Origin of the sequence: Sporosarcina sp. D27, from assembly GCF_000586555.1 — a bacterium.
Lineage (GTDB): Bacteria > Bacillota > Bacilli > Bacillales_A > Planococcaceae > Sporosarcina.
Genome location: NZ_AZUC01000014.1, coordinates 273175 through 298420, shown reverse-complemented (window position 1 = coordinate 298420; position 25246 = coordinate 273175). Strand labels below are relative to the sequence as shown.

At 42.0% G+C, this 25246-nt stretch carries 29 protein-coding genes and 1 other annotated feature; all 29 genes read right to left on the bottom strand.

What is annotated here, in order from left to right; genetic code table 11:
- Nucleotides 1-95 precede the first annotated feature (95 nt).
- The gene (rpmA, locus tag N693_RS0104205; RefSeq protein WP_025783524.1) at nucleotides 96-386 is read right to left on the bottom strand and encodes a 50S ribosomal protein L27; all 291 of its coding nucleotides are present in this window, start codon (nucleotides 384-386) and stop codon (nucleotides 96-98) included.
- Nucleotides 387-401: 15 nt separating this feature from the next.
- Nucleotides 402-728, bottom strand: a complete 327-nt coding sequence (locus tag N693_RS0104200; RefSeq protein ID WP_025783523.1) for a ribosomal-processing cysteine protease Prp — start codon at nucleotides 726-728, stop codon at nucleotides 402-404.
- A gap of 6 nt (nucleotides 729-734) precedes the next feature.
- Nucleotides 735-1043 carry a 50S ribosomal protein L21 gene (gene rplU, locus N693_RS0104195; RefSeq protein WP_025783522.1) on the bottom strand — a complete coding sequence of 103 codons (309 nt, stop codon included), beginning with the start codon at nucleotides 1041-1043 and terminating at the stop codon, nucleotides 735-737.
- A 14-nt stretch (nucleotides 1044-1057) separates the two neighbouring features.
- Nucleotides 1058-1133: a sequence feature (ribosomal protein L21 leader region), on the bottom strand.
- A 43-nt stretch (nucleotides 1134-1176) separates the two neighbouring features.
- A complete protein-coding gene (locus tag N693_RS0104190; RefSeq protein WP_025783521.1) occupies nucleotides 1177-1788 on the bottom strand; it encodes a site-2 protease family protein in 612 nt (203 codons plus the stop codon).
- The gene (locus tag N693_RS0104185) at nucleotides 1785-2336 is read right to left on the bottom strand and encodes a M23 family metallopeptidase (protein ID WP_156028860.1); all 552 of its coding nucleotides are present in this window, start codon (nucleotides 2334-2336) and stop codon (nucleotides 1785-1787) included. Before N693_RS0104185 ends, N693_RS0104190 begins: the two co-directional genes overlap by 4 nt.
- A gap of 142 nt (nucleotides 2337-2478) precedes the next feature.
- On the bottom strand, nucleotides 2479-3270 hold the full coding sequence (minD, locus tag N693_RS0104180; protein ID WP_025783519.1) for a septum site-determining protein MinD: 792 nt from the start codon (nucleotides 3268-3270) through the stop codon (nucleotides 2479-2481).
- 1 nt (nucleotide 3271) lies between these two features.
- A complete protein-coding gene (locus N693_RS0104175) occupies nucleotides 3272-3943 on the bottom strand; it encodes a septum site-determining protein MinC (protein ID WP_025783518.1) in 672 nt (223 codons plus the stop codon).
- A gap of 26 nt (nucleotides 3944-3969) precedes the next feature.
- Nucleotides 3970-4491 (bottom strand): rod shape-determining protein MreD, encoded by a 522-nt coding sequence (gene mreD, locus N693_RS0104170; protein ID WP_025783517.1) that lies wholly within the window; start codon nucleotides 4489-4491, stop codon nucleotides 3970-3972.
- Nucleotides 4488-5381, bottom strand: coding sequence for a rod shape-determining protein MreC (gene mreC / locus N693_RS0104165; RefSeq protein ID WP_025783516.1), 894 nt, complete (start codon nucleotides 5379-5381; stop codon nucleotides 4488-4490). Before mreC ends, mreD begins: the two co-directional genes overlap by 4 nt.
- A gap of 19 nt (nucleotides 5382-5400) precedes the next feature.
- Nucleotides 5401-6417 carry a rod shape-determining protein gene (locus tag N693_RS0104160; protein WP_025783515.1) on the bottom strand — a complete coding sequence of 339 codons (1017 nt, stop codon included), beginning with the start codon at nucleotides 6415-6417 and terminating at the stop codon, nucleotides 5401-5403.
- Nucleotides 6418-6506: 89 nt separating this feature from the next.
- Nucleotides 6507-7205, bottom strand: a complete 699-nt coding sequence (gene radC / locus N693_RS0104155; protein ID WP_025783514.1) for a DNA repair protein RadC — start codon at nucleotides 7203-7205, stop codon at nucleotides 6507-6509.
- Complete coding sequence (locus N693_RS0104150) at nucleotides 7205-7807, bottom strand: nucleoside triphosphate pyrophosphatase (protein WP_025783513.1); 603 nt, start codon at nucleotides 7805-7807, stop codon at nucleotides 7205-7207. The genes radC and N693_RS0104150 overlap by 1 nt, the downstream gene beginning before the upstream one ends.
- A 96-nt stretch (nucleotides 7808-7903) precedes the next feature.
- Nucleotides 7904-8575, bottom strand: coding sequence for a hypothetical protein (locus N693_RS0104145; protein WP_025783512.1), 672 nt, complete (start codon nucleotides 8573-8575; stop codon nucleotides 7904-7906).
- Nucleotides 8576-8663: 88 nt separating this feature from the next.
- The gene (locus N693_RS0104140) at nucleotides 8664-9419 is read right to left on the bottom strand and encodes an A24 family peptidase (protein WP_025783511.1); all 756 of its coding nucleotides are present in this window, start codon (nucleotides 9417-9419) and stop codon (nucleotides 8664-8666) included.
- Complete coding sequence (locus N693_RS0104135; RefSeq protein ID WP_025783510.1) at nucleotides 9416-10114, bottom strand: hypothetical protein; 699 nt, start codon at nucleotides 10112-10114, stop codon at nucleotides 9416-9418. Before N693_RS0104135 ends, N693_RS0104140 begins: the two co-directional genes overlap by 4 nt.
- Nucleotides 10098-10808, bottom strand: a complete 711-nt coding sequence (locus N693_RS0104130; protein ID WP_025783509.1) for a hypothetical protein — start codon at nucleotides 10806-10808, stop codon at nucleotides 10098-10100. Before N693_RS0104130 ends, N693_RS0104135 begins: the two co-directional genes overlap by 17 nt.
- Entirely contained in the window at nucleotides 10792-11769 is a 978-nt protein-coding gene (pilM, locus tag N693_RS0104125; protein WP_025783508.1) for a type IV pilus biogenesis protein PilM, read from the bottom strand. Before pilM ends, N693_RS0104130 begins: the two co-directional genes overlap by 17 nt.
- A gap of 20 nt (nucleotides 11770-11789) precedes the next feature.
- The gene (locus tag N693_RS0104120) at nucleotides 11790-12206 is read right to left on the bottom strand and encodes a type II secretion system protein (RefSeq protein WP_025783507.1); all 417 of its coding nucleotides are present in this window, start codon (nucleotides 12204-12206) and stop codon (nucleotides 11790-11792) included.
- Nucleotides 12207-12326: 120 nt separating this feature from the next.
- Nucleotides 12327-13538, bottom strand: a complete 1212-nt coding sequence (locus N693_RS0104115; RefSeq protein WP_025783506.1) for a type II secretion system F family protein — start codon at nucleotides 13536-13538, stop codon at nucleotides 12327-12329.
- A 2-nt stretch (nucleotides 13539-13540) separates the two neighbouring features.
- Nucleotides 13541-14578, bottom strand: coding sequence for a type IV pilus twitching motility protein PilT (locus tag N693_RS0104110; RefSeq protein WP_025783505.1), 1038 nt, complete (start codon nucleotides 14576-14578; stop codon nucleotides 13541-13543).
- Nucleotides 14579-14593: 15 nt separating this feature from the next.
- Nucleotides 14594-16249 (bottom strand): GspE/PulE family protein, encoded by a 1656-nt coding sequence (locus N693_RS0104105; RefSeq protein WP_025783504.1) that lies wholly within the window; start codon nucleotides 16247-16249, stop codon nucleotides 14594-14596.
- A gap of 25 nt (nucleotides 16250-16274) precedes the next feature.
- Nucleotides 16275-17666, bottom strand: a complete 1392-nt coding sequence (locus N693_RS0104100) for a G5 domain-containing protein (protein ID WP_025783503.1) — start codon at nucleotides 17664-17666, stop codon at nucleotides 16275-16277.
- 41 nt (nucleotides 17667-17707) lie between these two features.
- A complete protein-coding gene (locus N693_RS0104095; RefSeq protein WP_025783502.1) occupies nucleotides 17708-17947 on the bottom strand; it encodes a hypothetical protein in 240 nt (79 codons plus the stop codon).
- Nucleotides 17948-17951: 4 nt separating this feature from the next.
- The gene (locus N693_RS0104090; protein WP_025783501.1) at nucleotides 17952-19493 is read right to left on the bottom strand and encodes a hypothetical protein; all 1542 of its coding nucleotides are present in this window, start codon (nucleotides 19491-19493) and stop codon (nucleotides 17952-17954) included.
- On the bottom strand, nucleotides 19490-19939 hold the full coding sequence (locus N693_RS0104085) for a prepilin-type N-terminal cleavage/methylation domain-containing protein (protein WP_025783500.1): 450 nt from the start codon (nucleotides 19937-19939) through the stop codon (nucleotides 19490-19492). The genes N693_RS0104090 and N693_RS0104085 overlap by 4 nt, the downstream gene beginning before the upstream one ends.
- Nucleotides 19932-20378: a prepilin-type N-terminal cleavage/methylation domain-containing protein gene (locus tag N693_RS0104080; RefSeq protein WP_025783499.1), complete on the bottom strand. Its 447-nt coding sequence runs from the start codon at nucleotides 20376-20378 to the stop codon at nucleotides 19932-19934. Before N693_RS0104080 ends, N693_RS0104085 begins: the two co-directional genes overlap by 8 nt.
- Nucleotides 20379-20512: 134 nt before the next feature.
- Nucleotides 20513-22237: a sensor domain-containing diguanylate cyclase gene (locus N693_RS0104075; protein WP_025783498.1), complete on the bottom strand. Its 1725-nt coding sequence runs from the start codon at nucleotides 22235-22237 to the stop codon at nucleotides 20513-20515.
- Nucleotides 22238-22262: 25 nt separating this feature from the next.
- Entirely contained in the window at nucleotides 22263-23966 is a 1704-nt protein-coding gene (locus N693_RS0104070) for a sensor domain-containing diguanylate cyclase (RefSeq protein ID WP_025783496.1), read from the bottom strand.
- 56 nt (nucleotides 23967-24022) lie between these two features.
- Nucleotides 24023-25246 carry a folylpolyglutamate synthase/dihydrofolate synthase family protein gene (locus N693_RS0104065; RefSeq protein WP_025783495.1) on the bottom strand — a complete coding sequence of 408 codons (1224 nt, stop codon included), beginning with the start codon at nucleotides 25244-25246 and terminating at the stop codon, nucleotides 24023-24025.

The following is a 25246-nucleotide window of genomic DNA, read 5'->3' as shown; positions in this document are numbered from 1 at the left end:
GTGTTGTTCGTCAAAAAGTTAAGATTATTATTTCATTGGAAAAATAAAAAAGGACTGCACACTAGGCGCGTGCAGTCCTTTTTGAGATTCAATTCTTATGCTTCCTGCACTGCAGGGTACACACTTACTTTTTTCTTGTCGCGGCCAAAACGCTCGAAGCGTACAACGCCGTCAACTTTAGCGAAAAGAGTATCGTCGCCTCCGCGACCTACGTTTTCACCTGGGTGAATTTTCGTTCCGCGCTGGCGGTAAAGAATAGAACCACCAGAAACGAATTGTCCATCGGCACGCTTAGCGCCAAGACGTTTCGATTCGGAGTCACGACCGTTCTTTGTAGAACCTACCCCTTTTTTCGATGCGAAAAACTGAAGATCCAAACGTAACAACATGTGTTCCACCTCCTACTTGGTAAAGGTTATTTTTATAAACTGCGCATAGTCTTGTTCAATCGTCTGCATCGAAACAATCATCGCCTGCATAATCATTTGCTGATCATGATCATCTTCCGTCTCCGGTAGAACGACTTTCAGGTATCCACCATCTTCACCTTGTTGGATCATTGGTGTAATCCCAGTGAGTGAAATAATTGCATTCACTGCGCCAAATGACACGGCAGATGCAGCTGCACACACTAAGTCTTTCCCATGTTCTGCGTAATCGGCATGTCCGCTCATCTCAAAAGAGTTGATACGACCAGATGCTTGTTCCTGTACGGTGATTTGAATCATAACAGCTTACAGGTTGATGCCTTCGATAACAACCTTAGTATAAGGCTGACGATGACCCTGTTTTCTGCTGTAGTTCTTTTTCGGCTTGTATTTGAAGACAGTGATTTTTTTGCCTTTGCCCTGTTTAACGATTTTCGCTGTTACAGAAGCACCTTCCACGAATGGAGCGCCAACTTTCACGTCATCTCCACCTACAAAAAGAACTTTGTCAAATGTTACAGCCTCATCAGCTTCTCCCACCAATTTCTCGATGAAGATCTCCTGACCTTGCTCAACTTTGATTTGCTTTCCACCAGTTTCAATAATTGCGTACATACTTGCACCTCCTCAAATAGTCTTAGACTCGCCTTCCCAGGTGATCCGTTACAGATGCTTGTACCTGGTTCAGTGCGGTTGCAGCACGGGTGCGCTACAAACATAACATTAGAATAATAACATGCACACATCATTACGTCAAGTTGTTTCTTTTCAATTGCTCATAGATTCTTTGATATCTTCTAAATCGAAATACACTAATGTTCTGCAAACATAAAAAAACCGCAAGACTTATTAAAAGTGCAGTTTCAGGCAATCCTGTCAGTAACACCGAAATTCCTACGACCAGAAATCCTATCGAGAACAAAAGAAATGCGGTTTGATCGAAATAACGGCTTTCTTCTCGTTCTGTCAAAGCGAGTAATGCCTGTCCACCATCTAGCGGCAATATCGGAAGTAAATTCACGAGAAGGATCAGCAATTGGATGCGTATCACATCCATTGAACCTGGAAACGTAAATGTCATGGCCACTAAAAGTAATAGTGCGGTTGCAATCGGACCGCCAAGCGCTAGCAGGAAACGTGCCCGACGTGAATGGTTAGCGCGTCCGGCGATTTCTAATTCCCCCCCATAAGGCAGGATTGTTATCGAACGGACACGCATACGATTCGCTTTTGCCGCCACTAAATGTCCGGCTTCGTGTATGAGTAACGAACCGAAAACAATGGCGTAAGCAGCGAGTCCGCCCATTACAGCAAGCAAAATGAAGATTGGCAGCAAAATCGGATGCAGCCGGAATTTCAAGGACTTACTTCCGAGAAGAACGCCGGCAACAACGTCGAGTCAAGCACAAGTCCATCCCGCTTCACTTTTAAATACATGGTACCTTCTTCCATCACTGCAAGCGTGTCCCCTTTGTCGACAGCAGTATAAGGTAACTTTGCAAATGACCCTACGAATCCGTAAGTTACTTCATCGCCATTGTCATACTGTACAGTGAGCGTCTTTCCCGATTGTCTCGTAAATCCTGTAAATACAATGAGACCACTTCCACGAGCCGCTATCGGAAGCGCTTCAGGATAGGACAAAATCACACCTGATTTATACGGCTGCATCGATTCATACGCAGCAAATGGATCAACTGCTTCAACCTCACCACTCACTTGTATCATTCCTGACTCCTCAGAGTCTATCATGGAAGCCACCCATTTTTTCACCGCCACAAAATCTTGACCAGTTGAAAGATATTGAGTGACAGGACGCTCCATTACGCCAAGTTGCTCTAATTTAGCAACACCCAGAATCGCAATTGTGAATACGAGAGCAAACATCCATTTTGTCTTTCTCCTCACACGTATCCCCCCTTTTTTTCAGTATATGAACGATGACTCCTGAATAGTCGGGAACGCACATCTTTTGCAGGGAGGGTGGACAATCATAAATTCACATCAAAAAAGTCCTCTGTACCAAATTAGGCACAGAGGACTTTAGATATTATTTTGAAAATAGCGATTTCAGTTTACCGAAAAATCCTGGTTTACCAGTATCCACCGACATGAGTGGAACAGATTCACCCAGTATCCTTCTAGCAATATTTCGATACCCTAGCGCAGCGGGATTATTCGGATCCATGACAACTGGCTCTCCCTTGTTGGAAGACGAAATGACGTTTTCATCATCTAGCACGATACCAAGTAAATCGATCGAAAGATGTGAAGTAATATCATTCACGTCAAGCGTATCTCCCGAATTAATGAGATTTCTTCTAATCCGATTAATAATGAGCTTTGGAGGCTCAATATCTTCCGCCTCAAGCAAACCAATTATCCGATCCGCATCTCGAACTGCCGAAATTTCCGGTGTCGTCACAACAATCGCACGATCTGCTACTGCGTTCTTGTAACCTTGCTCAATACCTGCAGGACAATCAATCAAAATGTAATCATAGTCTCGTTTTAACTCAGTGATTAAGTCTTTCATCTGCTCTGGAGTGACTGCGTTTTTATCGGTCGTCTGAGCAGCTGGCAATAAGAACAAACGATCCTCGAACCGCTTGTCCTTGACGAGCGCTTGCTGAATTCGACAACGACCTTCAATGACATCCACTAGATCGTAAATTATACGATTCTCAAGGCCAAGAATGACGTCTAAATTTCTCAAACCAATATCTGTATCGACTAGACAAACTTTCTTACCTTGAAGGGCCAATGCAGTACCGAGGTTTGCCGACGAAGTCGTTTTCCCGACTCCGCCTTTCCCAGATGTTATAACAATTGCTTCTCCCACATTAGCTCCCCCCTTTAAATGTTGACAAACCAGGCCGCAACAGTCTTAAATCCTGTAAACGGTCAATGGCGATAAACCCATTCGTGTGCAAGTATGCGCATTCCATTTCAGGATGCTCTGACAAAATTGCGAGCTCATCTGTCATCGTTTCCATTTGGTCCGCAATCATGAGGTGAGTCGCTTCCAGCCATGAAGCTGCAATTACCGCTTCACGATTGCCAGCGTTTCCTGCATGCGCTTTCCCTTTCAACCTACCCAGTATATAAATGCTTCCCGCCGCAGAGACATGTCCATTTGGATTCACATCACCAATGACAACGAGATCCCCTTTGGCATGTACTTCCTGACCTGAGCGCACAATACCAATATACGTCTCAGACTGTTGTTCTTGTACGCGGCGGTTGCATTCTTCCATCGTTATTACATCGCTTTGAATCTTTGAAACACGTAAATGCCCAGCAGACTGGACAATCTGAATAATCTCTTTTGCTGCCTGATCACTGCAATAACGTGACCCTGTGTGGATTTGTACTTCGACAGCGCCTTCAAGACCAGGATCCTGTGCTTTCTTGCCTAACTCCTCCAATAGATCTGAATAGGCGCATTGATCGTCAAGCCGCAGGATGAGTCCATCTTTGGTCCCTTTAATCGTTACTACTTGCTGTTTCGACACTTGCGTCACCCCGCCCTATGCGAAAATTACATACCGGCTTGCTTCTCTACGACTCTTTTGTAAATCAGATTTTTGAACAACCAGCCAAACAAGATAATGAATATCAAGTTAGCAATCACTGTCGGTACGAGTCTCGCTGTCATAAATACTTCAAAACTAATCGACGTAAGCGCAATCAGACTAGCGAATAGATACGACATCATTTCTAGCAACACGACCATAAACAGAGACAAGAGCATAACAGTCCCGGTAGACCGATGAACTTGACGGATGATCACAAAAGCTAAGAAACAAATCAGCGGATAGAGAAACGTATATATCCCAATAATATCAATGTGATACATATCATACAAGAGGCCAAAGCATAAACCATAGAGAACTGCCTTGCGAAGATCATAATAGGAAGCAATGAATACTAAGTAAACAATGACAAACCTTGGAACGAGTGTATAGCGAACATCTCCCAATTCGATTGGTGAAAACAGACTAAAAACCGGTTCCAGAAAAAACAGAACGACAGCAATAAGAGGGATGATGAACCGAGTCATGATCCATCCTCCCCCTCCGTTGCTGACGTTCCAGGATCATCTGTCCCTTTTTCAGTTGCTGACTGTCTTTTTGCGATCATGACGTGATCGAGCATCGAGAATTCAGCAGCCGGACGTACGTAGGCCAATTTCGTGAGTCCGTAATCATCTGTAGATACTTCTGTCACTTCCCCAATTAAAAGACCCTTCGGGAAAATCCCGCCAAGTCCGGAAGACATTACTTTTTGACCCACTTTCACTTCAAAACTGGAATCGATCCGTTTCATAATCAATTCGCCGCGTTCGGGATCGTATCCTTCCATCAAACCAAAAATATCTTTCTTTCCGGGAATCATCGCAGATACACGGAAGTTTTGGTTTTCAGTCGATAACAATTCGACAGTGGAAGTATATTTTGTCACAAGGACAACTTTCCCTACAAGCCCATTCGCTGTCAACACAGCCATGTTGAGTTTGACGCCATCACTTTTACCTTTATCGACAATAATTTTCTCTTCCCATTGATCAGGATTCCGTGAAATGACAGTTGCTTGAACAGGATCATACGCACGTAAATCATCTTTTTTATCGATAATCTTACGTAAACGGTCATTCTCTTCTTTGATATCCGCTAGTTCCACTTCAGTTGAAGCATACTCGGTCAAACGGGCTTTCAACGTCTTGTTTTCTTCATATGTATTCAAAATTCCATCAATGTCATCGAAAAATCCGGTAATGGAATGAGCCGGTTTGGAAAATAGAGATTGTCCAAAACCGACGACATCCTTCACCATCTTTTCAGGGAGGTTGGCATTTTGCCGGTCTTTAAGAGAAAAAGCTATCAATGCCACTAGGACAATTACGCCCACGAGCAGTAAAATTAAACGTTTGTTCGAAAAAAATCGCGGCATTGCCGATATCCTCCCTCAATTATTTCGCTTGCATTTTTTTAATAACATCAAAATTATCAAGTGCTTTACCTGTACCAATCGCAACACAATCCAGTGGATCTTCTGCGATAAACACCGGCATATTCGTTTCATCAGAAATTACCTTGTCCAAATTACGTAATAGCGCGCCACCGCCAGTTAAGACGATTCCACGCTCCATCACGTCAGCAGACAATTCTGGAGGTGTTGTTTCCAATGTCTTTTTGACACCGTCGACAATTTGTAACAATGATTCACGCAACGCTTCGACAATTTCGTCTTGAGAGATTTCGAGTGTTTTCGGCAAACCTGTCAACAAGTCGCGTCCACGAATTTCCATCTTCTCAGATGTCTCAAGCACACTAGCAGAACCAATTTCGATTTTGATAGCTTCAGCTGTACGTTCTCCGATTGTTAAGTTATACGTTTTACGGATATAGCTGATGATCGCTGCGTCCATCGTATCACCACCGACACGAATCGACTCACTTGTTACGATTCCTCCGAGGGAAATTACCGCAACCTCAGTCGTACCTCCACCGATATCGACAACCATACTACCAGTAGGTTCCCAAACAGGTAGATTGGCACCAATTGCAGCAGCAAAAGGCTCTTCAATCGTGTATGCATCTTTTGCGCCAGCTTGACGAGCTGCGTCAATGACTGCACGCTGTTCAACTGATGTAATTCCGTATGGTACACAAACCATGACGTTCGGTTTTTTCCATGCGCCACCGGAAGCTTTTGTTGCTTCTTTCATGTAGTGCTCGATCATTGCTGTTGTAATATCAAAATCAGCAATAACTCCATCTTTCATTGGGCGTGTTGCAACGATCGAACCTGGCGTACGGCCGATCATATTTTTCGCAGCACTACCAACAGCCACGATTTCATTAGTCATCGTATTTTTCGCAACTACGGATGGTTCCCGTAGAACAATCCCTTTTCCTTTGATGAAAACCAACGTATTGGCGGTGCCGAGGTCAATCCCGACATCTCTCGCTCCTAGTCCAAACAAATTCGTTCTTCCTTTCTGCAGTACCGTTTTATGAGGCTTCTTAAAAGCATACACCATAGTATAACGGAAAGGCGAACAAATTCACAGTGTCACATGTATCCCTTTTCTTTAAGTGAGATAAAGCGCTGGTCTCCAATGATAATATGATCCAAAAGATCGATACCCATTAGCTCTCCTGCTTCTGCAAGTCGTTTCGTCACTTCAATGTCTTCAGGAGACGGTGTTGCGTTGCCTGAAGGATGATTATGCGCCACGACGAGTGAAGCCGCAGAGCGCTTCACAGCTTCCCTGAAAATTTCTCTCGGATGCACAATAGAAGAATTCAAGCTACCTATAAAAATAGTTTGTTTGTGCAATACTTCGTTTTTTACATTCAGGAATAGCACAACAAAATGTTCTTGAGTCAATTTTGACATATCCGTCATCAAGTAGGCCGCGGCATCTTCTGGTGATTTAATAGCGTAGCGTCCGTCTTGCGCAACCGAATAGATCCGTTTACCGAGTTCAGCTGCCGCCAAGATTTGAACCGCTTTAGCGTCTCCCACACCTTTGACGGCAGTCAACTCTTCAATCGTGACATCCCTTAAATCTTGGATTTTATCAAATTCAGACAAGAGTTTATTTGCTAGGACGAGCACGGATTCTTCACGTGAGCCTGTCCGAAGTAAAATCGCCACAAGCTCCTGGTTCGACAAACTGGACGCCCCTTGACGAGTCATCCGCTCACGAGGTCTGTCTGCGAAATGGATATCACGAATCATAAGCGCATCTTTATAATCCGCCGGCATCAGCGCTCGTCTCCTTTCAACCAAATCAGACCTCTCGAACGCAATGCATCCGCAAGTTCTGAGATTGGTAGACCTACGACGTTATCGTAATCGCCCGTAATTTCTGAGACGAGCAAACCTCCCGCTGTTTGAATTCCGTACCCACCTGCTTTATCTAGTGGATCACCAGTTGCTGCATATGCTTGAATAAGTGCGTAATCTAATTCCCGAAATGTCACTTCGGTACTGGATGAAAAACTGGTGAACGCACCATCTCTTATAAGTGTGACACCGGTTATGACACTGTGAGTTTGTCCCGATAGCTCTTGTAAAAACTCCACCGCTTGAGCAGCAGATTTTGGCTTCGGGAACACCTTTCCATCTAACGCGACTACCGTATCGGCTCCAATCACTAGAGTCCCCGGATGGTCTTCGTATATAGCGGACGCCTTAATAGACGACAGAGCACGCGCATAAGTTTCCGGTTTTTCACCATTTTCTATCGGACGTTCTTCCGCGTTGCTCGCGTGTACTGTAAACGGAACCCCTAATCTTGCAAGTAACTCTTTTCTTCGTGGTGAAGCAGAAGCTAAAATAATGGTTTCATTGGTTTCAAAAAACATACGTAAATGCCCCCTTTGCCACATCATACGACAATGTGATTCAGAAGAAAATTGTGTAGAAAACAGCATAATATGACTTTGGTACCTTTTTAGCGATCAAAATTCAAGTTTGACACACTTACCTGTCTCGGAGTAATGTGCTAGCAAATGCATTTTGATGACATTAATATCGTCTGTAAATGCAGTGATGGCGGTGATGTTACTCGAGAACGTATCTTTTTTCCCTTCACCTACACTCTGTTTCCGAGAAGCGACCAAATCCTGAATTTCAGAAATTTTAGTAGCACCTAAAACACTCCTCAATAATTCGCCTTCTCCACTATCACAAGCTAGTGGAGAGACGTTCACTTGTTTACGGAACACACCCTCTTCTCCAGCAGGATCTGCATCCATTTCAGATAATCCCAATGCACTCCATACATAAAATTGTCCATTGGCTTGGACTGCTGCGGCTTTCGCCAGGTTTTCATCCGATATAAACGAAGTTGCAGACGTTTTTGATGAAAACACCCCATGTTGTTTCGCATACATGGGTATAGGCGCTCCTGCAGCTGCAGTGTCAGGCTTCGTATCGTCTTTTTTATCAGTTCCCTGACCGGATGCAGGTCCACTCGCTGGTACGTTAACGTTAGGTGACGCAGCACTTTCAGGTTTCTCTGTCTTCAAAAGGATGAATCCGACAATGGCCACTGCCGCAATCCCAAGCAGAACGCCTTGTCCGAGTGCCAACATAATTGTCATTTTCGTATACTTTTTCTTGAAGTTCATAACAATCCCCCCAGTTTCATTAACCGTACCAAAACGGACATGAAAAAGAACAAGACTGATGTCGTCTTGTTCAAGAAAATTGTTCGACTTAAGTTAACAGCGACAGATACCATCCGACAAGTAAGTTACCATAAAAGTAACTGATGACAGCTGCCGCTGCGATAGATGGTCCAAATGGGATGGGTGTTTTCCTTCCTTGACGCGTCCGACGGAGGTGGATAATCCCTACGATTGAACCTATTAAAGCCGCAAGAAACAAAGTAAACAGGGTGAGCTTCGTTCCAAGTACAAGTCCGATGACGAAAAATAGTTTAATATCGCCACCGCCCATGCCGCCTTTCGACACAACGGCGATAAGTAAGAGCACTAGGAAACCGACTGTTGCGCCTAGAAAACTATCCCACCAAGGGTCAAGCGGGCTAATAATGCGCAGTAGTGCTATTGCGATACCAAAGGGCAACAAGATTTTATTTGGAATCAACATATATGCGATATCTGAAACCGTAATGATGACGAGCATCGAGATGAATAGGAGCGCCACTGCAAGCTCAATCGAAAACCCTAAATAATAGAATGAGAGGGCGAATACCCCCCCAGTAATAAGTTCCATTAAAGGGTATATGACACTGATTTTCGTTCCGCACCCTCGGCATTTCCCACGCAAAAACACATAAGAAAATACTGGAATCAAATCGACAGCAGTCAGGCGCCGATCGCAAACTGTACAATGAGACGGTGGTGATACGATCGATTCCTTTTTCGGCACACGTAACCCGACTACATTATAAAACGAACCAAATACAAGTCCGTAAATGAAGAAAAAGCTTGTCCAGACAACCGTCATTCGTCTTCACCTGCGCGAGTTGTTGGGTCTTCTTTCCCTGCTGGCATCGGTGCGTCCAGTTTCGGAGCTTCAGGTATTAGTTCTTGGAGATCAGGACGATAGAATGCTTGGAATGATACGGTTAGTTCAATTGGCTCTTTTTCGGCTGCTGCTTCCCGAATCTCTTCAGGCGTATCCAATTCAATAGATTGTACGACAAAGATACGTTCCGTCGCTTCCACTTCACGAATGAATTTATCAACCTCTTCATAAGAAGACGCAGTGAGTTCGACTTCAATTGTCAGTTGTTTAAGAGCAAGTACAGGATCATCTGTCCCCGCATCCAGCTGGTCAGAAGATTCTATCGGCACCTCATTGAGTTCATCTTTAGCAAACGCCACGTTATTAATCAATGCCTTTGATTTCACTTCAGCTTTTTCTAGTTGGACAAGCAGCAAATCCTCAAGCGGGAGCACTGGGACTTTTCGCTGCAACGGACGAGAACTGTTCGACTGTTCAACCGGTTTTGCAGCCACTTGTCGTTGTAACTCAAAGATCACTTCTCGCTGATTCACGAGTGAATTAACTGCTCGCGTATTTTCTTCTTTTGCTGGCGCATAGAGCTGGAACCAGCTATAACTGACAAGCAACACAAAAAAGATGACCGCAAGTACGAGAAGGGCAATGTCTTTTTGACGTTTAGTTAGACTCCGCATCGGATCCCTCCTCTTCTGGAACAGGTGATTCACTGTCATCTGTGTTTTCTGACGGTGGAGCGGTTTCGTCAGATGACGATTCACCATCTTCCACAGAATCACCTGGAACTGGTGGCGCAACCCCATCAATTAGTTGACGTCCATCAGTAAAGAAAATCGTGTATGTCGCAAGGTACCGTGGCAACCAGTTGTTATTGACGCCCTCTTCCTGATCGATTTCTTCCGCTTCAATCGATTCAATCGAAGCAGTCTCAACAAATTCAGAAGACAATATACGAGTTAAATAGTATGCAGCTTCCGTCTTATCATCAAATTGGATTTCCACAGTCGCTTGGTGAGGTGCCGCAAATGCAAATGATCGGAAAAAACCACGTCTCGGAAGTTGCGCGACCAAGTCTTCCAACAACGGAGCAGTTTCATAACGATAGTCTTCAACCCACTGGACACTTGCAGCAAGCTGGTCATGCGATTGTGCAGTATCAGAACGGTTCAATCGCTCGGTCAATTCAGATTGCGTCGCTTGAAGTTTCACAAATTGGTTGTCCAAACGCTCTGTGTCCGAAGTGACATTGCGAGTGAGTAAAAAGAAAATTAGCCAAAAAAGAAGCGCTGCGCCGAGAAACGCAAGCGCGACGTAAAGGAGTACAGAGCGCTCCTTCTCCTTTTCTGGCAATAGATTAATATCGACTAGCATGGTGCACCTCTTTCAGCGCCAAACCGATTGTCCGATTGAACGACGCAGGAACTATCCCGCCATCTGTGAATTTAAGTGGTTCCGGCAACAAAGGTCCAGCAACCACATTTAAACGGTCGGATACTTGCTTCAGCAATTCCTCGAACTCCGCGTACTCCCCATTCACAAGCAAATGTGTAATCGTCGCACTGCCATTCCACATATTGTAGCGATAAAAGTTGACGAGTTTTTCAAGCTCCTGAACAATTGCACGAGGAGACAATGTATTGGAATCCACGGACAACTCAGTTGCCGATACATCAAGTTCCGTGGCATTTTCTAAATCGACTGGACGCATAAACTGAGGGTAATGTTGATGGAAAATTGAAACGACAAGCTTCCCCGCGGTTAAATCCGCTAAGAGAACATGCTCGTCCCCTCTGAAGTGATGCTTTTCATGTGCTAATCGATAGAGCGCGAGCGGCGCAATATCCGCAACTAAAGGTTCGAATTTCGCTTCAGTTAACGCAGTTTCGTATCCAGTGAGGACACTTTCCTTGGATGCGATCAATATGGCTTCATGAGAATCCTGATTGGGTAAGTATGGCACAACGTCAAAAACCGGATCATCGAACGGCAAATAGATCGACGACCCGATTTCTATGAAAAAGTGCCCTTTTAATTCGTCTTCTAGTACATCTTCCGGGTACGGCACTTTCCGGATCATTACATATGTATCAGGCGCAAGAAACTGGACACTGCGTTTCGCAATGCCCCATTCCTTCGCAAGCCCGTCAAGTACAGTGGCCAACCCCGCGGAATCCACAACACGCCCGTCATGGACGGTGTTCGCAAGCAGTGGAATTTCTACTGCTTCTTCGACCGTTAACGGTTCCCCCGCTTTGAGCTTTACGTAGCGGACGGCGTCTTCTTCAATTGTAAGTGAGATTGGCCGCTTTGGGCGGGAGAATGGGAATGGCATGGGTTGGCTCCTAACTAGGTTTAATTTGCAGGTTTAGACATATCTGTTATACCTTTACTAGTTAAACCGGTAATGGTTAATGAATAACTACCACTTTTACCCGTTCCAGTGAAAGTATTACCACCAGACTTATAAGTAACAATTACTTTTTCATCATCAATTTTAAATGCCCCTGAGTCATTAATAAAACCTTTTTCTTTAAGCATCGGTAAAGTAACATCTGTTTTAGTATCAGATTCTGCATAATACATATTAGCAGCTGATAAAATCGTTTGTGCATCACCTTTTATAGCTTTAAATCTACTATTCTCAATAATATTACCAATCGACGGCACAGCAATCGCTGCGATAATACCCAAAATAACAATAACTGCGAGTAGCTCGACAAGTGTCAAACCTTTTTCATTTTTCAACTTCTTCTGTAAAAACTTTTTCATTTGTTCTCCTCCTTAGTGTACGTGCTTTCTAACATACTGTCAGTATACCAAAAGTTCTGGTTGTGTGGAACTATTTTTCTAGCAATTTATGAAATTTTAATGGACGTTAAGGTTTACACGTTACAAATTATCTATCTCGTTAAATAGGCTGAACATCGGCAATAAAATCGCAAGGACAATAGTCCCAACTAATCCTGCTAACAGTACAATCATTATTGGCTCGATGAGCGCTTTCAACCTTTCTGTAGAAGCATCGACTTCACTTTCATAAAAATCCGCGACTTTCGCAAGCATGGCATCCAAAGAACCTGTTTGTTCTCCGATTGCAATCATGTGCGGAATGAGCGGTGGAAACGCCCAGTGCCCTTCCATCGGCTCTGTAAGTGACCCGCCACGTTCCAATGATTCCCGTGACTTTACAAGCACTTTCTTAACCACTTCATTTTCAATTACTTTTTCCGTCATTGAAATTGATTGCAGAATCGGAACTGAACTCGAGAATAGCGAACTAAGAGTCCTAGTTAATGTTGCCAGAACGGATTTCTTCACAATGTCTCCGAAAATCGGCAACCGAAGTAAAATCGTATCCAGCATCATCTTTCCTGCTGGGTTATTTCGGATCAGATAAAACGAAATCGCAATCGCCATCGCGGTCATAACAATGACATACCAATAAGACAGCGCAAAATCACTTGCGCTCATGACGAAGCGGGTCAGCAATGGTAATTCTCCACCTACACTGGCGAACAAATCTACGAACATCGGCACGACAAACGTCAGTAAGAAAATGACAACTCCGACTGCTACAATCCCAACTACAACTGGATATGACAGTGCAGACAACACTTTTTGACGTGTCTTGTATGCTTTTTCATAGTGAATTGCAAGCCTGTCCAGCGCATCATCCAATGTACCTGACAGTTCACCGGCTTTAATCATATTCACCACAAGCGGCTCGAACGCTTTCGGATGCTTTGCAAATGAGTCAGATAAGGAGCCGCCTGTCCGTAAGTCTTCATTAACTTCCGTCAAAATCTTTTTGAACTGCTTCCCTTCCACTTGGAGTGCTAAAATCCGAATCGCTTCAACAATGGTCACACCTGCACGTAGCAACGTAGAAAACTGGCGCAAAAACATGATGAAATGCTGGCGTTTTACCGGTTTTCCTATATGAATCTCTTTTGTTAGCGTGGTTTCCGCCTGCTCCGTTAAATTTTTCACACGGATTCCTTCGCGTTTTAATTTCAACGCTGCATCTCTTTTATTGTCAGCAACTACGACACCTGAACGGACAGATTTAGCGTCTCGCCCATCATATTTAAATCGAGCCACAATTATGATTCCTCCTGCAAGTAAGGCTCAGCGGTATCATAACTAATGATCCCACCATCCAATAACTCTTTAACAGACGCATTCATCATGTGCATACCCGCAGCACGATTCGTTTGAATGACGTTCGGAATTTGATGAACCTTCTCTGAACGGATCAAGTTGGCAATAGCTGCATTTTTAATCATTAATTCCGTAGCGGCTCGTCTCCCGGAACGGTCTATCGTCGGCAACAATCTTTGCGATAAAACCGCTGTCAACACTCCGGCGAGCTGGGCACGAATTTGAGCTTGTTGGCCATGAGGAAACACATCGATAATTCGGTCAATCGTTGATGCAGCACTCCAAGTATGAAGCGTCGCAAGTACCAAATGCCCGGTTTCAGCAGCAGTAATCGCAGTTGAAATCGTCTCTAAATCTCGCATCTCCCCAACGAGAATGACGTCTGGATCTTGACGTAATGCTGCCCGCAAACCATCTGCGAATGAATCTGTGTCAAAACCGACTTCCCTCTGGTCTACGATACTTGAACCATGACTATGCATATACTCGATAGGGTCTTCCAGCGTCAAAATGTGCTTTCTTGATGTCTGATTCAAATAATCAATCATCGATGCTAACGTTGTGGACTTACCCGATCCAGTCGGTCCAGTCACAAGGATCAATCCTTGTTTTGTGTCTGCCAGAGATTTTAAAATCCCCGGCATCTGTAGGGACTCTATTGTCGGAATGTCTGTTGGAATCGTACGAAACGCGAGAGACGTAACCCCACGCTGTTGAAACGCATTTACACGGAATCGAGCAACTTTTGGAACTTCATATGAATAGTCAATCTGACCTTGCTCCTTAAACGCAGTGAATAATTTATCAGGGACTGTTGCTTGAGCAACCCCCATCGTAAATTGTTCATCAATCGGTTCACTCCCAAAACGTTTCAAATCTCCGTTAATCCGAAAGACAGGCGGAGAGTCAATCGTCATGTGAATGTCAGAAGCGTGAAGTTCTACCGCCTTTGTCAGTAACTCATCAATCTGTTGTTTCATCATGATATCCCCTCCTTATTCAGGCAACGCAACACGGAGTACTTCTTCCGTCGTTGTCAGTCCTTGTTTCACTTTATCCAGTCCATCATCGATTAAAAAGATTGTTCCACTGTTGACCGCAGCTTCTCTCATTTTAGCAGGCGTCGCATTATTGTTGATCAATTCTCGCATCGCATCGTCGATCAGCAACACTTCGTGAATCGCAATCCTTCCTCGATAGCCCGTCATGTTACAAGATGCACAACCTGACCCGCGGTTAATTTCATTAATTGCCAATCCGCGTTTTGCAAAAATCTCCTGTTCTCGAGTCGATGCCGGCATTTTCTTCCCACAGTCCCTGCACACTTTTCGAATGAGCCGTTGCGCAACAACAGCGTTGAGTGAAGCTGTGACGAGAAACGGTTCTACACCCATATCGAGCAATCGTGTGATCGATGCTACGGAATCGTTCGTGTGAATTGTACTGAGAACTAAGTGTCCTGTCAGCGACGCTCTGATCGCAATCTCGACCGTATCACGATCTCGAATCTCACCAACCATGACGATGTCGGGATCTTGGCGTAATATCGACCGTAATCCAGTAGCGAACGTTAATCCTACATTTTGATTGACCTGAATTTGATTAACACCAGAAAGTTGGTATTCCACTGGATCCTCAACGGTAATGATGTTGACTTCTTCACTATTCAATTTGTTGAGCGCCGCGTATAACGTCGACGACTTACCAGACCCAGTTGGTCCAGATATCAAAACGATTCCGTTCGGTCGATTAATTTCCTCCAAAAATCGTTCCAAGTTTAGCGGATTGAAGCCCAGTTTTTTCAAATCACTTAGTGAACTACTTAAATCCAAAATCCGCATCACAATTTTTTCTCCGAAAATAGTAGGTAATGTTGACACCCGTAAGTCAATAGGACGAAAATCGATGGTCGTCTTAATACGTCCATCTTGCGGCAAACGCTGTTCAGTAATATCCAAATTAGCGAGAATCTTGATCCTAGCCGTTAACATCCCTTGCATGTGTTTAGGGAGGACTCGTTCCGTTTTCAACATTCCGTCTAATCGGTATCGGATTACGAGTTCGTTTTCTTGTGGATCCAAATGGATGTCGCTCGCCTTTTGAGCAACGGCAGAAACCATCAACTGGTTCACCAATCGAACAACCGGTGAATCGAGATCTGTCAATTCTTCCTGCTGTTTCGTTTCTTCGGGTTGATCGATGAAGATATCTTCGAATGATTCGTCTTCGTAATACTTAGATATCGTTCGTAAAATATCATCTTTAGAAGCAATTGCTGTTTCAATATGAAAGCCAGTAGACAATCGCAAATCCTCAATTGTCAAATAGTCCATTGGATCACTCATCGCAACAAATAACCGATCGCCATCTGCTTTCAAAGGGACAAGTAAGTTTCGCTTGGCGAAATCCTTGGGTACAATATTAAACAATTTCGGATCAAACGGATAACGGAACAAGTTGATATGAGGAATCCCAAGTTGAAATTCCAATACTTCAATTAGTTGTTGTTCTGTAATGTATCCTCGCGCAAGCAATGCATCACCGAGACGCTGGTCCATAGGCTTTTCCGCTAATGCCATATCGAGCTGAGTATCTGAAATCAATCCAGACTCAACCAATAAATCCCCTAACCGTTTTCGTGGTGCTGCCATTGAAAATCCCCCTCCAAACCGGGTGTTACTTGATCAAATTTCCGCCTTTGTCATACAAATAGTCGTCATCACCAGGCATCGGCATAGCGTTTCCATCATCTGGATTCAAAGTATCGTTAGGATTTTTAGATGGTTTGTTAGATCCAGAAGGTTTCTCACCACTTGAATCGGGCTTGATACTTGAATTACCGTTGTTTGATGTGGAATCCGAATCATTCCCACTTCCATTGTTCTGAGAAGAATCTGCTCCGGGTTCGCTTCCCAAATTCGTGTCTGCTTCTATTAGAGGACGCTGTTCGACACGGGAAACCGGTGGATAAAAATCTTCTGAAATAGGTTCAGTAGTTAGTAAAGATCCATCTTCTGTGATTTTACGCTGCACAATAATCTCGAATCCATCTATACCAGGATTTGCAATATGGACTTGTCCCCGTGATAGATCTTCACTATATTGAACAACAGTTTTAGGATTAAATTTATTCGTTTCCGCAACATAAGGCTCATATTCATAACGAAGTGGCATTCCTTCAATAGAAACGTTCAATGATCCACTTTCCCATTTTGCGTGAACTGTATAGGAAGTGTAATTCGGGTTCGTCATCACGTAATCCAGACCTAGCTGTGTATTAATCGCCGCTTCGAATCCAGGTTCCACACTCTGCGTCAGTTCACGACGGATTGTACGATCTTCAATCCAGAAGTTCGTCTGTAACGAAGCTTTATAAAGTGTAGACGCTAGAATTGTGAGTTCTTCTTCGTCAAGTAGACCAGGTTGCGTATTTTCAATGAACTCAAGAATTGAAAATGGAGCTTTCGGCTCGATTTCGTTTCCGTCTAACTCACTGATTAACTCGAGCATCGGAGCTGTCAAACCGTCAATTTCAGTGGATGCAGATGCAATTTCAGTAGTTGTCTGTGTGGACTCAAGATAATCTGTCAAAATAATGGATTGCGGCATGATTCCTGATTCCAATTTCTCACTAATCCCATTAGCGATAGAGTTGATTTCAGAATCACTGAAAGACAACATCGGTAATTGTTGATGCAACAACGTTCGAAGTCCATCCTCGGAAACTGTCGCTATGAGCGAGTTTTCCTCCTCTGACTTCGCTTGTTCGATGGTTGCAGAAGGACTATACTCTACTAATTCTGCTGGTAAGGGAATGATCGCATCTTGATAGAGTAAATCCGCTTGTAACTTGTCTTGCATTCCCAACAATTCAGAGGTTAATTTAATTTCCGCTTCCTCGTCCGTCTGTTTTGATAAGTTGAAAGGACCTGCATAAGTATGGTCCCCGAATCGTTTACCGAAGAGTAGGTTTTCTGCAGCAAACGATCCTGCAGACGCAATTCCAAAAAACAATAAAGAAGCGCCCAAGATGCTTATAAAATACGTTATAATAGTTCGATTACCCACGTTCTGGACGCCTCCCATTCAATTTTTTTCGTAGAATCATATTATTTCGCTTCCTGCTGCTTTGCTAGCAATACTGCTGTTGCAAAGGACAAGCCCAGTATGACAATCAATGCGTACCAGAATGACATGGTTTGATGAGCAAGAATTGCTAGAAAAGCTATTACACTGCCTATAAGTAAGCATAATGTTAAATAAAAGTGTCTCTTTTTGTATTTAAAAACAACGAAAATGATTCCTGCAATCATGGCGATCAAAAATGATAGATAAAGCAGCTTATCCATCTCCTTACTTTTCTATAATTTTATCAACTTTAATCACATCGGAAACAACGGGTTTATAGACAGGAAATTGGGGGTCTACAGGTGGATAAAACTCACCAGGATCGATATCGAATTCACCATATTCAACTTTAGCACCACCACTCATAGTTAGGGATTTCCCGAGAATGGTGCCCTTTACCGAACCACCTCCGGTTAATACAACATCAGCATTAGGCGAATTTATCATGGTATATAAAGCACTGCCTCCTCCACTAATTTCCACCTTTTTACCACCGGTGAGGATGTTCCCTTGGAAGCCTCCCCCGCCAGTTATGAGAACGTTTGTATTCTTCGCATATAATGATCCATAAATTTTCTGAGCTCCCGAAAGGCTCAATTCATTAGGAATGGAGCTTTTATTGTCAAGAAATATCTTTAAACGTTTTGTGTCTTTAGAGGTGTTTACAACGCTTCCTGAACCCATTGATATTTTGCTCATAACCATAATAGTGAGATTACCAGTTCCTAAAATTTTAATATTCCCATTCAAAACATTCAAATGATTTACCACGAGAGTTTTATCCTGATTTCCAACATTAATTTCAAGATTGTTATTTTGTTCCACTCTAATTTCATTAAATTGATAATCCTTATCAAGTTCCAGTCTAAAACCATCTGAAATATAATTATCGATATAAAGACTGCCACCTTTAATTACTTCCTTTTGATTACCGTCTTTATAAATCACTTTGTTATTCATAAGAGGTAAAACAGGATAAACAGGAAAGTCCGGAAGATCGAACTTAACGTTATCAGCTAGGCCAAGAGGTTTATCTATGTTCATCGAAGATGGTTTGTCTATGGCTTTATTTTCATAACCAACTGGAACATATATAGTACCTCTTATATTAATTCCGCCTGATAAAGTTATCGTATGTGAGGCTGCTTTATTAGTACCGACATTCCCTGAAATCTCTGCGCCCCCACTCAAATCAATATTGCCATTCACAAATACTGCTGTTTTCTCAGGATAATTAAAAATAGGTGGTTTGACAGGCGGATGCGTCTCCCCTTCACCAACAGATTCGCCTCCTTCATTTAGATATGCGTACTTGATAGTTACATATTGTGTTAAAGTACGTTCTTTGGTTCCAATTTTGCCGACAGATGTTACCTTGATTTTATCAGGAAACTCATTTTTGTTAGTTTGAATATCGACTGTAGGCGTTGAATTTCCATGTTTCTCAAATCTAAAAGGGTATGCAGGCACGTTACTTATAGCTTTTTTTACTGCCTCTAAATACTTTTCTTTCTGGTTTTCAATAGAAATCTTGTCAGAAGGTGCATAGTTAAGTAATTCTATTTTTGAAATTCGTTCAATATCTTTTATAGTGTAGTTTAGTCCTGCTTCTGCTATATAAAAAGCCGATCTATCATTTACCTCTTGTTTACTAAAGGTATGGTGTTTAATGGTTAATCCTAGTATGGAAAGTGTTAAGACAGATAAAACAAGAAGGACCATAAGGACAATTAGCAAAGAATATCCATTTTCTGATTGCTTTCTCATCTGGTGTCCCCTTCCCGCAAAAATATTGAGGTTTTAATCTCTTCCTTTGTTCGTGCGGATCCTTTAGTTATTATCGAGATATTCAATGTATCTTTTGAACTGTTAAACTCCAATTTAAAGTCTTCAATGTTGTCAGCCAATATAGTGCTATTTTTTTTCAATTCGTTGTTAATAAGAAAATATACAGAACCACCTATTTTTAATTCTGACTTTTGAACATCGACTTTAATTTTGGAATTGTCATCAATTCTTCTAACTTCCCGAGTAAGATCTTTTATAACAAATTGAAGGGTTTCTTCATTTGAAATTTGTTGCGTCTGAGTACTATATTCTCTTTGACCAAATAGTTGGGTCGACATGAATAATAGGAATACCAATGATAATAAAACTAAAACCGCTAGTACTTCAACCAATGTTACCCCTTTACAATTCAAGTATTTATTCATAATTGGTTCTCCAATACAATAGTGATTCAATGACAGAATTTGGTTGAGTAGAACTAGTAGAGTAAGTATTAATAATCACCCTCGTTCCCCTATAACCATCCAATTGATCTATTTCATCAAAATGGACTTCAATAATACCTTCAGTAGTCTCTTTACTATATTCTAAATTGAGTTTCTTCTTAAACCTCTCATCATTCACCAAAAGATTACTCACACTTTCTATTGAACTGCCTTTCTGTGAGTATGATACAAATAATTCCATTAAGTATTCAGCATAGTTTGTATTTGTTATTAAGTCATCTGTCTTCTTATTATGAAGCGCCGATTGACCAAAAATAGATAAGAAGGAAACAATGAGTATGCCTAATATCACAAGAGAGGCGAGAACTTCAACAAGAGTCAGCCCAGACTCGTGACTGACTTTCCTTTTATTCATCATTCGCGCACCTCATTTCGTTCCTTTTTCCTATCTCTAGCATAACGGAGTGAACCTTTGAGTTCAATAGGATTGTGAGCATAATTGTTACAAAAAAAGACTGCGAGCGCAGTCTTTTGAGTGAACCTTTATTTTCATCAAATTTCAATTGGATCAGTTGGCTCCGCTTCATAAACCCCAACACGATTACGTCCTGACTGTTTCCCTCCAATATAGAGGGCTCTGTCTGCATTCCGAAGTAAACTACTATCTGATTGTGTGTCCTCCGGAATTGATGAGACACCAAGACTAACAGTAAGCATGATACTAATCGATTCGATATCATCGGATAAGTCCGGTTTGATTGTAAATGTATGTTGCTCAATTTCAAGGCGAATTCTTTCAGCGAGAGAAACTGTTTCCTCCTTTGTGAAATCAGGAAGCAACAAAACAAATTCCTCTCCCCCATAACGGGCAAGTGTCCGACCTTCCGTCTCGTACTTTTTAAGAACTTGAGCAAATTCACACAAAATGTCATTGCCACTTTGATGTCCATAATTATCATTGATCGATTTAAAATGATCGATATCTAATATGATTGCAGACAAACTAGAAATCTCTTGTTCGTGAAAAAGACTAAGCTCATCACTTAGTTTCTTTGTTAAATATCGAAAGTTGTACAGTTTTGTAAGACCGCATTTTTCACTTTTTTCAATCGTGCGTTCGTAATGAAATGCCTTTACAATAGAGGTTTCAAAATAACCCGTTAACAAATCAACCATTTTTTTATCTAAATCCTCAAAAAAGTTTTTTCTGAACGACGTCATGATAAGATAACCTTCAAGTTTTCCTGCTCGAATAATAGGTGCAATCATCACACTTTGTACAGCAATACTGAACCGGAGATGTTCGAGCTTTTCGATTTCTTTATTTGAACTATATACCTTTATTTTGTCTGGTGATAGCAAAGGAATCGCTTCATTTTCAAAGTCAAAAAACTGCGATTCCTTTGAAAAAGTACCCGCCTCTGAACAGGCAAGCATTTGAAATCGGTTACCATTACGAATATCGAGAATATAAGCTTGATCATAATTTACGACACCTTGTATTTTCTCAGTGAAAATTTTTATGACTTCATCCCTGCTTAGACTCTCCGTTAGTTCGTGACCTATTTCCACAGCGGAAGAAAGCTTTTTGTTAAGCTCACCAGAAAAAGCATACCTTCTAATAATTAGGAGCACGAGTAGAAAAGGTGCACCCAGCAATAAAACGGAGAACACGCCCAATTTGTATGTAAGTAGACTATATGCGACCGCTAAGGGTAGTACAATTATAGTTGTAGCGAAATCCCATAGAGCTGCTTGTTTCAAATTATCAACGGAAGATTTTTCTATTTTCATCATACAGTATAGGATTAAACTATTTATTAGCGAATACGACATCGCATAAATGGTTGCTGCAAACAAGAAAGCCCACGGTGACATTTCCACGATTCTACCGCCAGCGAAATGAAAGCAGAACGCACTAGCAATTGAAACGATTGCAAACATAAACGAATTTGTAGTAAACCGATAGAATGCCGGTAAACTCGACTTTCGAACGAATTGTAAAATTGTGAGTGCAATTTGCATGAAAACCATTTCCGCAAAAAGACCATATTGAAAAAAGATCACAAAAATAATCCATCTTTCAAGTGAAATACTAATCGAGAATATTTGGAACGACGAATTCATTGCGATAATTAGCATGATGAAATTTAGCAATACAAACCACACATCAATTTCTTTAAACGGAAACATCATATATACATAATATAACGAGGTCGGTACTACTAATAACCACAGTAAAAAAGCCGTCCACTGCTTACGTGGATTCTTGAGCATTCTGTATCCTCCGTTCTGGAATACCTTACTTTACATATCCACCTACTCGATTACGGCCAGCCTGCTTCGCTCCAATATACAATGCACGATCTGCATTTCGCAATAGTGTCATCGCTTCATCTGTATCCTCAGGTGCGGCTGATACGCCTATACTCGCTGTGATTTGAATTTCATCTTCATTCAACAAACACGACAAATCATTCTCAATCTGCATGTTTGTTTGCTGGATTTCACTTCTTAACTCTTCTGCAAACTCAAGTGCAGCATCCATAGAAAACTCGGGCAATATATAGACGAACTCTTCGCCACCATATCTAGCAACAATCGCTTTCTCAGGACATTTGTTTTGCAACAGATTTGCAAACTGTTGCAATATAAGATTTCCACTTTCATGTCCGTAGGAATCATTGACCTTTTTAAAATGATCAATATCCAGCATGACAACTGCAAGATTTTTAAGAAATCCACGATTCAGCAAATCCATTTCCTGTTCCAATCGTTGCTCTAGAAAACGATAATTATAGAGTCCAGTCAATGCACAGCGGTTACTTTCCTGTTCTGCAAGTTCTATATATCTCGCTTTCTCAACCGACACTATAAAGTATGAACTAAGCAAGTCCAGGACATTTAAATGAAACTCCTTAAAGGCGTCTTTCTTTTTGCTCCCCATCACCAGAACCCCCACAATTTCCTGGTCGCGGATAAATGGAACACATAATAAGCTTTCAATATCGTCTGGAACGGGAGTAATTGTTTGTTGAATCCATTGGTCTCGTCTAGTATAAAGAAAACTATTTTTATCAGCTAAGATTTTACCAGCAATCCCCTCCCCTTTCGCTAAGCGAACTTGAGGAACAGCCACTTTTTTCCCTTTCATATTAAAATGTGTAGGTTCCAGCCACCCATCATGGTGATCGAATAAGTACACATAGTCCGCTCTGAACAGCGCTGCGGTTTTGGTCAAAAATTCTTCAATCACTGATTCTTCAGTGGTCATTTTAGCAAGTTGTTGACCTATCTTCCCCGCAGCTTGAATATAGGCATTTAAATCGTCTGTCTGCCGATTAATTCTAAGCACTATTGTCATGAAAAAGAACGGAATTCCCACTAACACATATCCAATAACCCCATAATGGATGAGAATGTAATATAAAGATAAGGCAAGTGGAACGGCTATGACCATCCTGAAATAATGAAGAAGCGTTTCTTTTACCGAATCCAGTCTCATCCGATTAGTAAGTACGCCATAAAGTTTAAAAATCCAATCATACAATACGGAATAGACAATTTGATAGACAAACACGCCAACAGCTAGAATGCTAAAGGACTGTTCTCCAATTCCAGCTCCTGTCATGACAAAAGCAACAGCCGAACTAACCGACAGAACAAAATAAGCTAACGAATTGTACAACAAGCGATACAGAACATCACCTGTTTTAAAACGAGCAAAAACTGCACATGCAATTATTAATTGAGTAATGATCAACTCTATCGTTAATCCATACATAAGAAAAATCGGTAAAGTAAACCAGACAAAAAGTACGATGGGTTTACGATTGTAGATGATGGGATAGTAGATACTTAAAAAACCAAGTAAAACAGAAACACATACCCATAACCAATTCACCATAGGTATGGGCTGGGTATAAAGAAGATAAACGATACCGGTCGGCACAACAAGTATCCACAACAACAATAAGAGCAACAATGGCCGGCCTTTCAATTTCATCCTCTTCATCCTTCCGGTCAACCGCTCAACATGCGGAATTTTCTATCTATTGCTAATTATAGTATATGAGACCTTAGACTGTTTAGCAAGTATAAAGAACCTGAGACTATTTTCTTTCTATCTAGGTCTTTAGTTAGTATTATAGACGCATCCTTTGCATCTGTCACCTTTTTATTTCCAAATCTACATTGATCATAGACGAATTCTGCAGTTGCAGCACCAAGCACATTAAAATTGATGAACGCAAATGAATTCGCAACAGGTATTAATTCATCGAGTGTCTCTTTAATTTCTTTATTTGCCATCATTCCTATGACAAAGTCGATCTTTTCTCCAGGAAGTTGTTCTTGTATCGTACGTCTAAGCATCGCGGCTGCGGCAGGATTGTGTGCACCATCAAAAAAGACGCCTGGTGTGATTTCTTCGAATCGAAAAGAGAGCTGTGCGGTTGCAATACCTTTTTGAATCGCTTCTATCGGAAGTTGTAGACCTGTTTTAAGAAGTGCTTCTATAGCTACTGCTGCATTGATAGCTTGGTGAGGACCTTTCATCCTTCTGTGTGGTAATGCTAGTTGCTGACTTCCATCAAACTGTTCGGGGTTTCCTTCTTTCATACAGAAACCTTGTCCATAGAATACTAATGGACTGCCAACTTCAGTAGCCACTTTTTCTGCTACCTTTTCGGCGTCCGCAGGCAATTTCCCGCATACAGCTGGAACTCCCTTTTTAAATATCCCTGTTTTATGCCACGCAATCTCTTTAATTGAGTCACCTAGGAATCCTATATGGTCTTTAGCGATTGATGGAATTACAGAAACCATCGGTGTGATTACATTTGTGCTGTCAAACATTCCACCCATTCCACATTCAATGAGGACCACGTCAGGTTGCAGGCGGTTAAATGTGACAAACGCTGCCGCTGTCAATAGTTCGAAGTCTGTCAACATCCCGTCAAGTCCGGCATCTTTCAGTATTTGGAAAGATGTGGTTAACTGCTCTTCCGTAATATTTTCTCCATTGATTCTGATTTGGTCATGGATATCGATCATTGCAGGTGAAGCGAAAACGCCTGTACTTATTCCTGCCTCACGCAGGATAGATTCCATAAAGCAAATTGTAGATCCTTTGCCATTCGTGCCTGCAACGTGGATTGCTTGTAAATTTTCTTGGGGAGATCCAAGGAGTTTCATCGCGTTTTCAATTGCAGCTAGTCCAGGTTTAATCTCATTATCACTACTAATGCATACTCGTTTCTTATACTCGTCCAACTTCGGTATCAT

Coding starts and splice junctions, on each gene's coding strand:
- N693_RS0104140 (WP_025783511.1), bottom strand. CDS start 9,419: ATGACGGTTGTCTGGACAAGCTTTTTCTTCATTTACGGACTTGTATTT.
- N693_RS0104065 (WP_025783495.1), bottom strand. CDS start 25,246: ATGATACCGAAGTTGGACGAGTATAAGAAACGAGTATGCATTAGTAGT.
- N693_RS0104130 (WP_025783509.1), bottom strand. CDS start 10,808: ATGCTAGTCGATATTAATCTATTGCCAGAAAAGGAGAAGGAGCGCTCT.
- N693_RS0104070 (WP_025783496.1), bottom strand. CDS start 23,966: ATGAAATTGAAAGGCCGGCCATTGTTGCTCTTATTGTTGTTGTGGATA.
- N693_RS0104110 (WP_025783505.1), bottom strand. CDS start 14,578: ATGAAACAACAGATTGATGAGTTACTGACAAAGGCGGTAGAACTTCAC.
- N693_RS0104090 (WP_025783501.1), bottom strand. CDS start 19,493: ATGAGAAAGCAATCAGAAAATGGATATTCTTTGCTAATTGTCCTTATG.
- N693_RS0104105 (WP_025783504.1), bottom strand. CDS start 16,249: ATGGCAGCACCACGAAAACGGTTAGGGGATTTATTGGTTGAGTCTGGA.
- radC (WP_025783514.1), bottom strand. CDS start 7,205: ATGCCGGCGGATTATAAAGATGCGCTTATGATTCGTGATATCCATTTC.
- N693_RS0104120 (WP_025783507.1), bottom strand. CDS start 12,206: ATGAAAAAGTTTTTACAGAAGAAGTTGAAAAATGAAAAAGGTTTGACA.
- N693_RS0104075 (WP_025783498.1), bottom strand. CDS start 22,237: ATGCTCAAGAATCCACGTAAGCAGTGGACGGCTTTTTTACTGTGGTTA.
- N693_RS0104145 (WP_025783512.1), bottom strand. CDS start 8,575: ATGAACTTCAAGAAAAAGTATACGAAAATGACAATTATGTTGGCACTC.
- pilM (WP_025783508.1), bottom strand. CDS start 11,769: ATGCCATTCCCATTCTCCCGCCCAAAGCGGCCAATCTCACTTACAATT.
- N693_RS0104080 (WP_025783499.1), bottom strand. CDS start 20,378: ATGATGAATAAAAGGAAAGTCAGTCACGAGTCTGGGCTGACTCTTGTT.
- N693_RS0104150 (WP_025783513.1), bottom strand. CDS start 7,807: ATGTTTTTTGAAACCAATGAAACCATTATTTTAGCTTCTGCTTCACCA.
- mreD (WP_025783517.1), bottom strand. CDS start 4,491: ATGACTCGGTTCATCATCCCTCTTATTGCTGTCGTTCTGTTTTTTCTG.
- mreC (WP_025783516.1), bottom strand. CDS start 5,381: ATGCCGCGATTTTTTTCGAACAAACGTTTAATTTTACTGCTCGTGGGC.
- N693_RS0104095 (WP_025783502.1), bottom strand. CDS start 17,947: ATGGATAAGCTGCTTTATCTATCATTTTTGATCGCCATGATTGCAGGA.
- rplU (WP_025783522.1), bottom strand. CDS start 1,043: ATGTACGCAATTATTGAAACTGGTGGAAAGCAAATCAAAGTTGAGCAA.
- N693_RS0104135 (WP_025783510.1), bottom strand. CDS start 10,114: ATGCGGAGTCTAACTAAACGTCAAAAAGACATTGCCCTTCTCGTACTT.
- N693_RS0104085 (WP_025783500.1), bottom strand. CDS start 19,939: ATGAATAAATACTTGAATTGTAAAGGGGTAACATTGGTTGAAGTACTA.
- N693_RS0104200 (WP_025783523.1), bottom strand. CDS start 728: ATGATTCAAATCACCGTACAGGAACAAGCATCTGGTCGTATCAACTCT.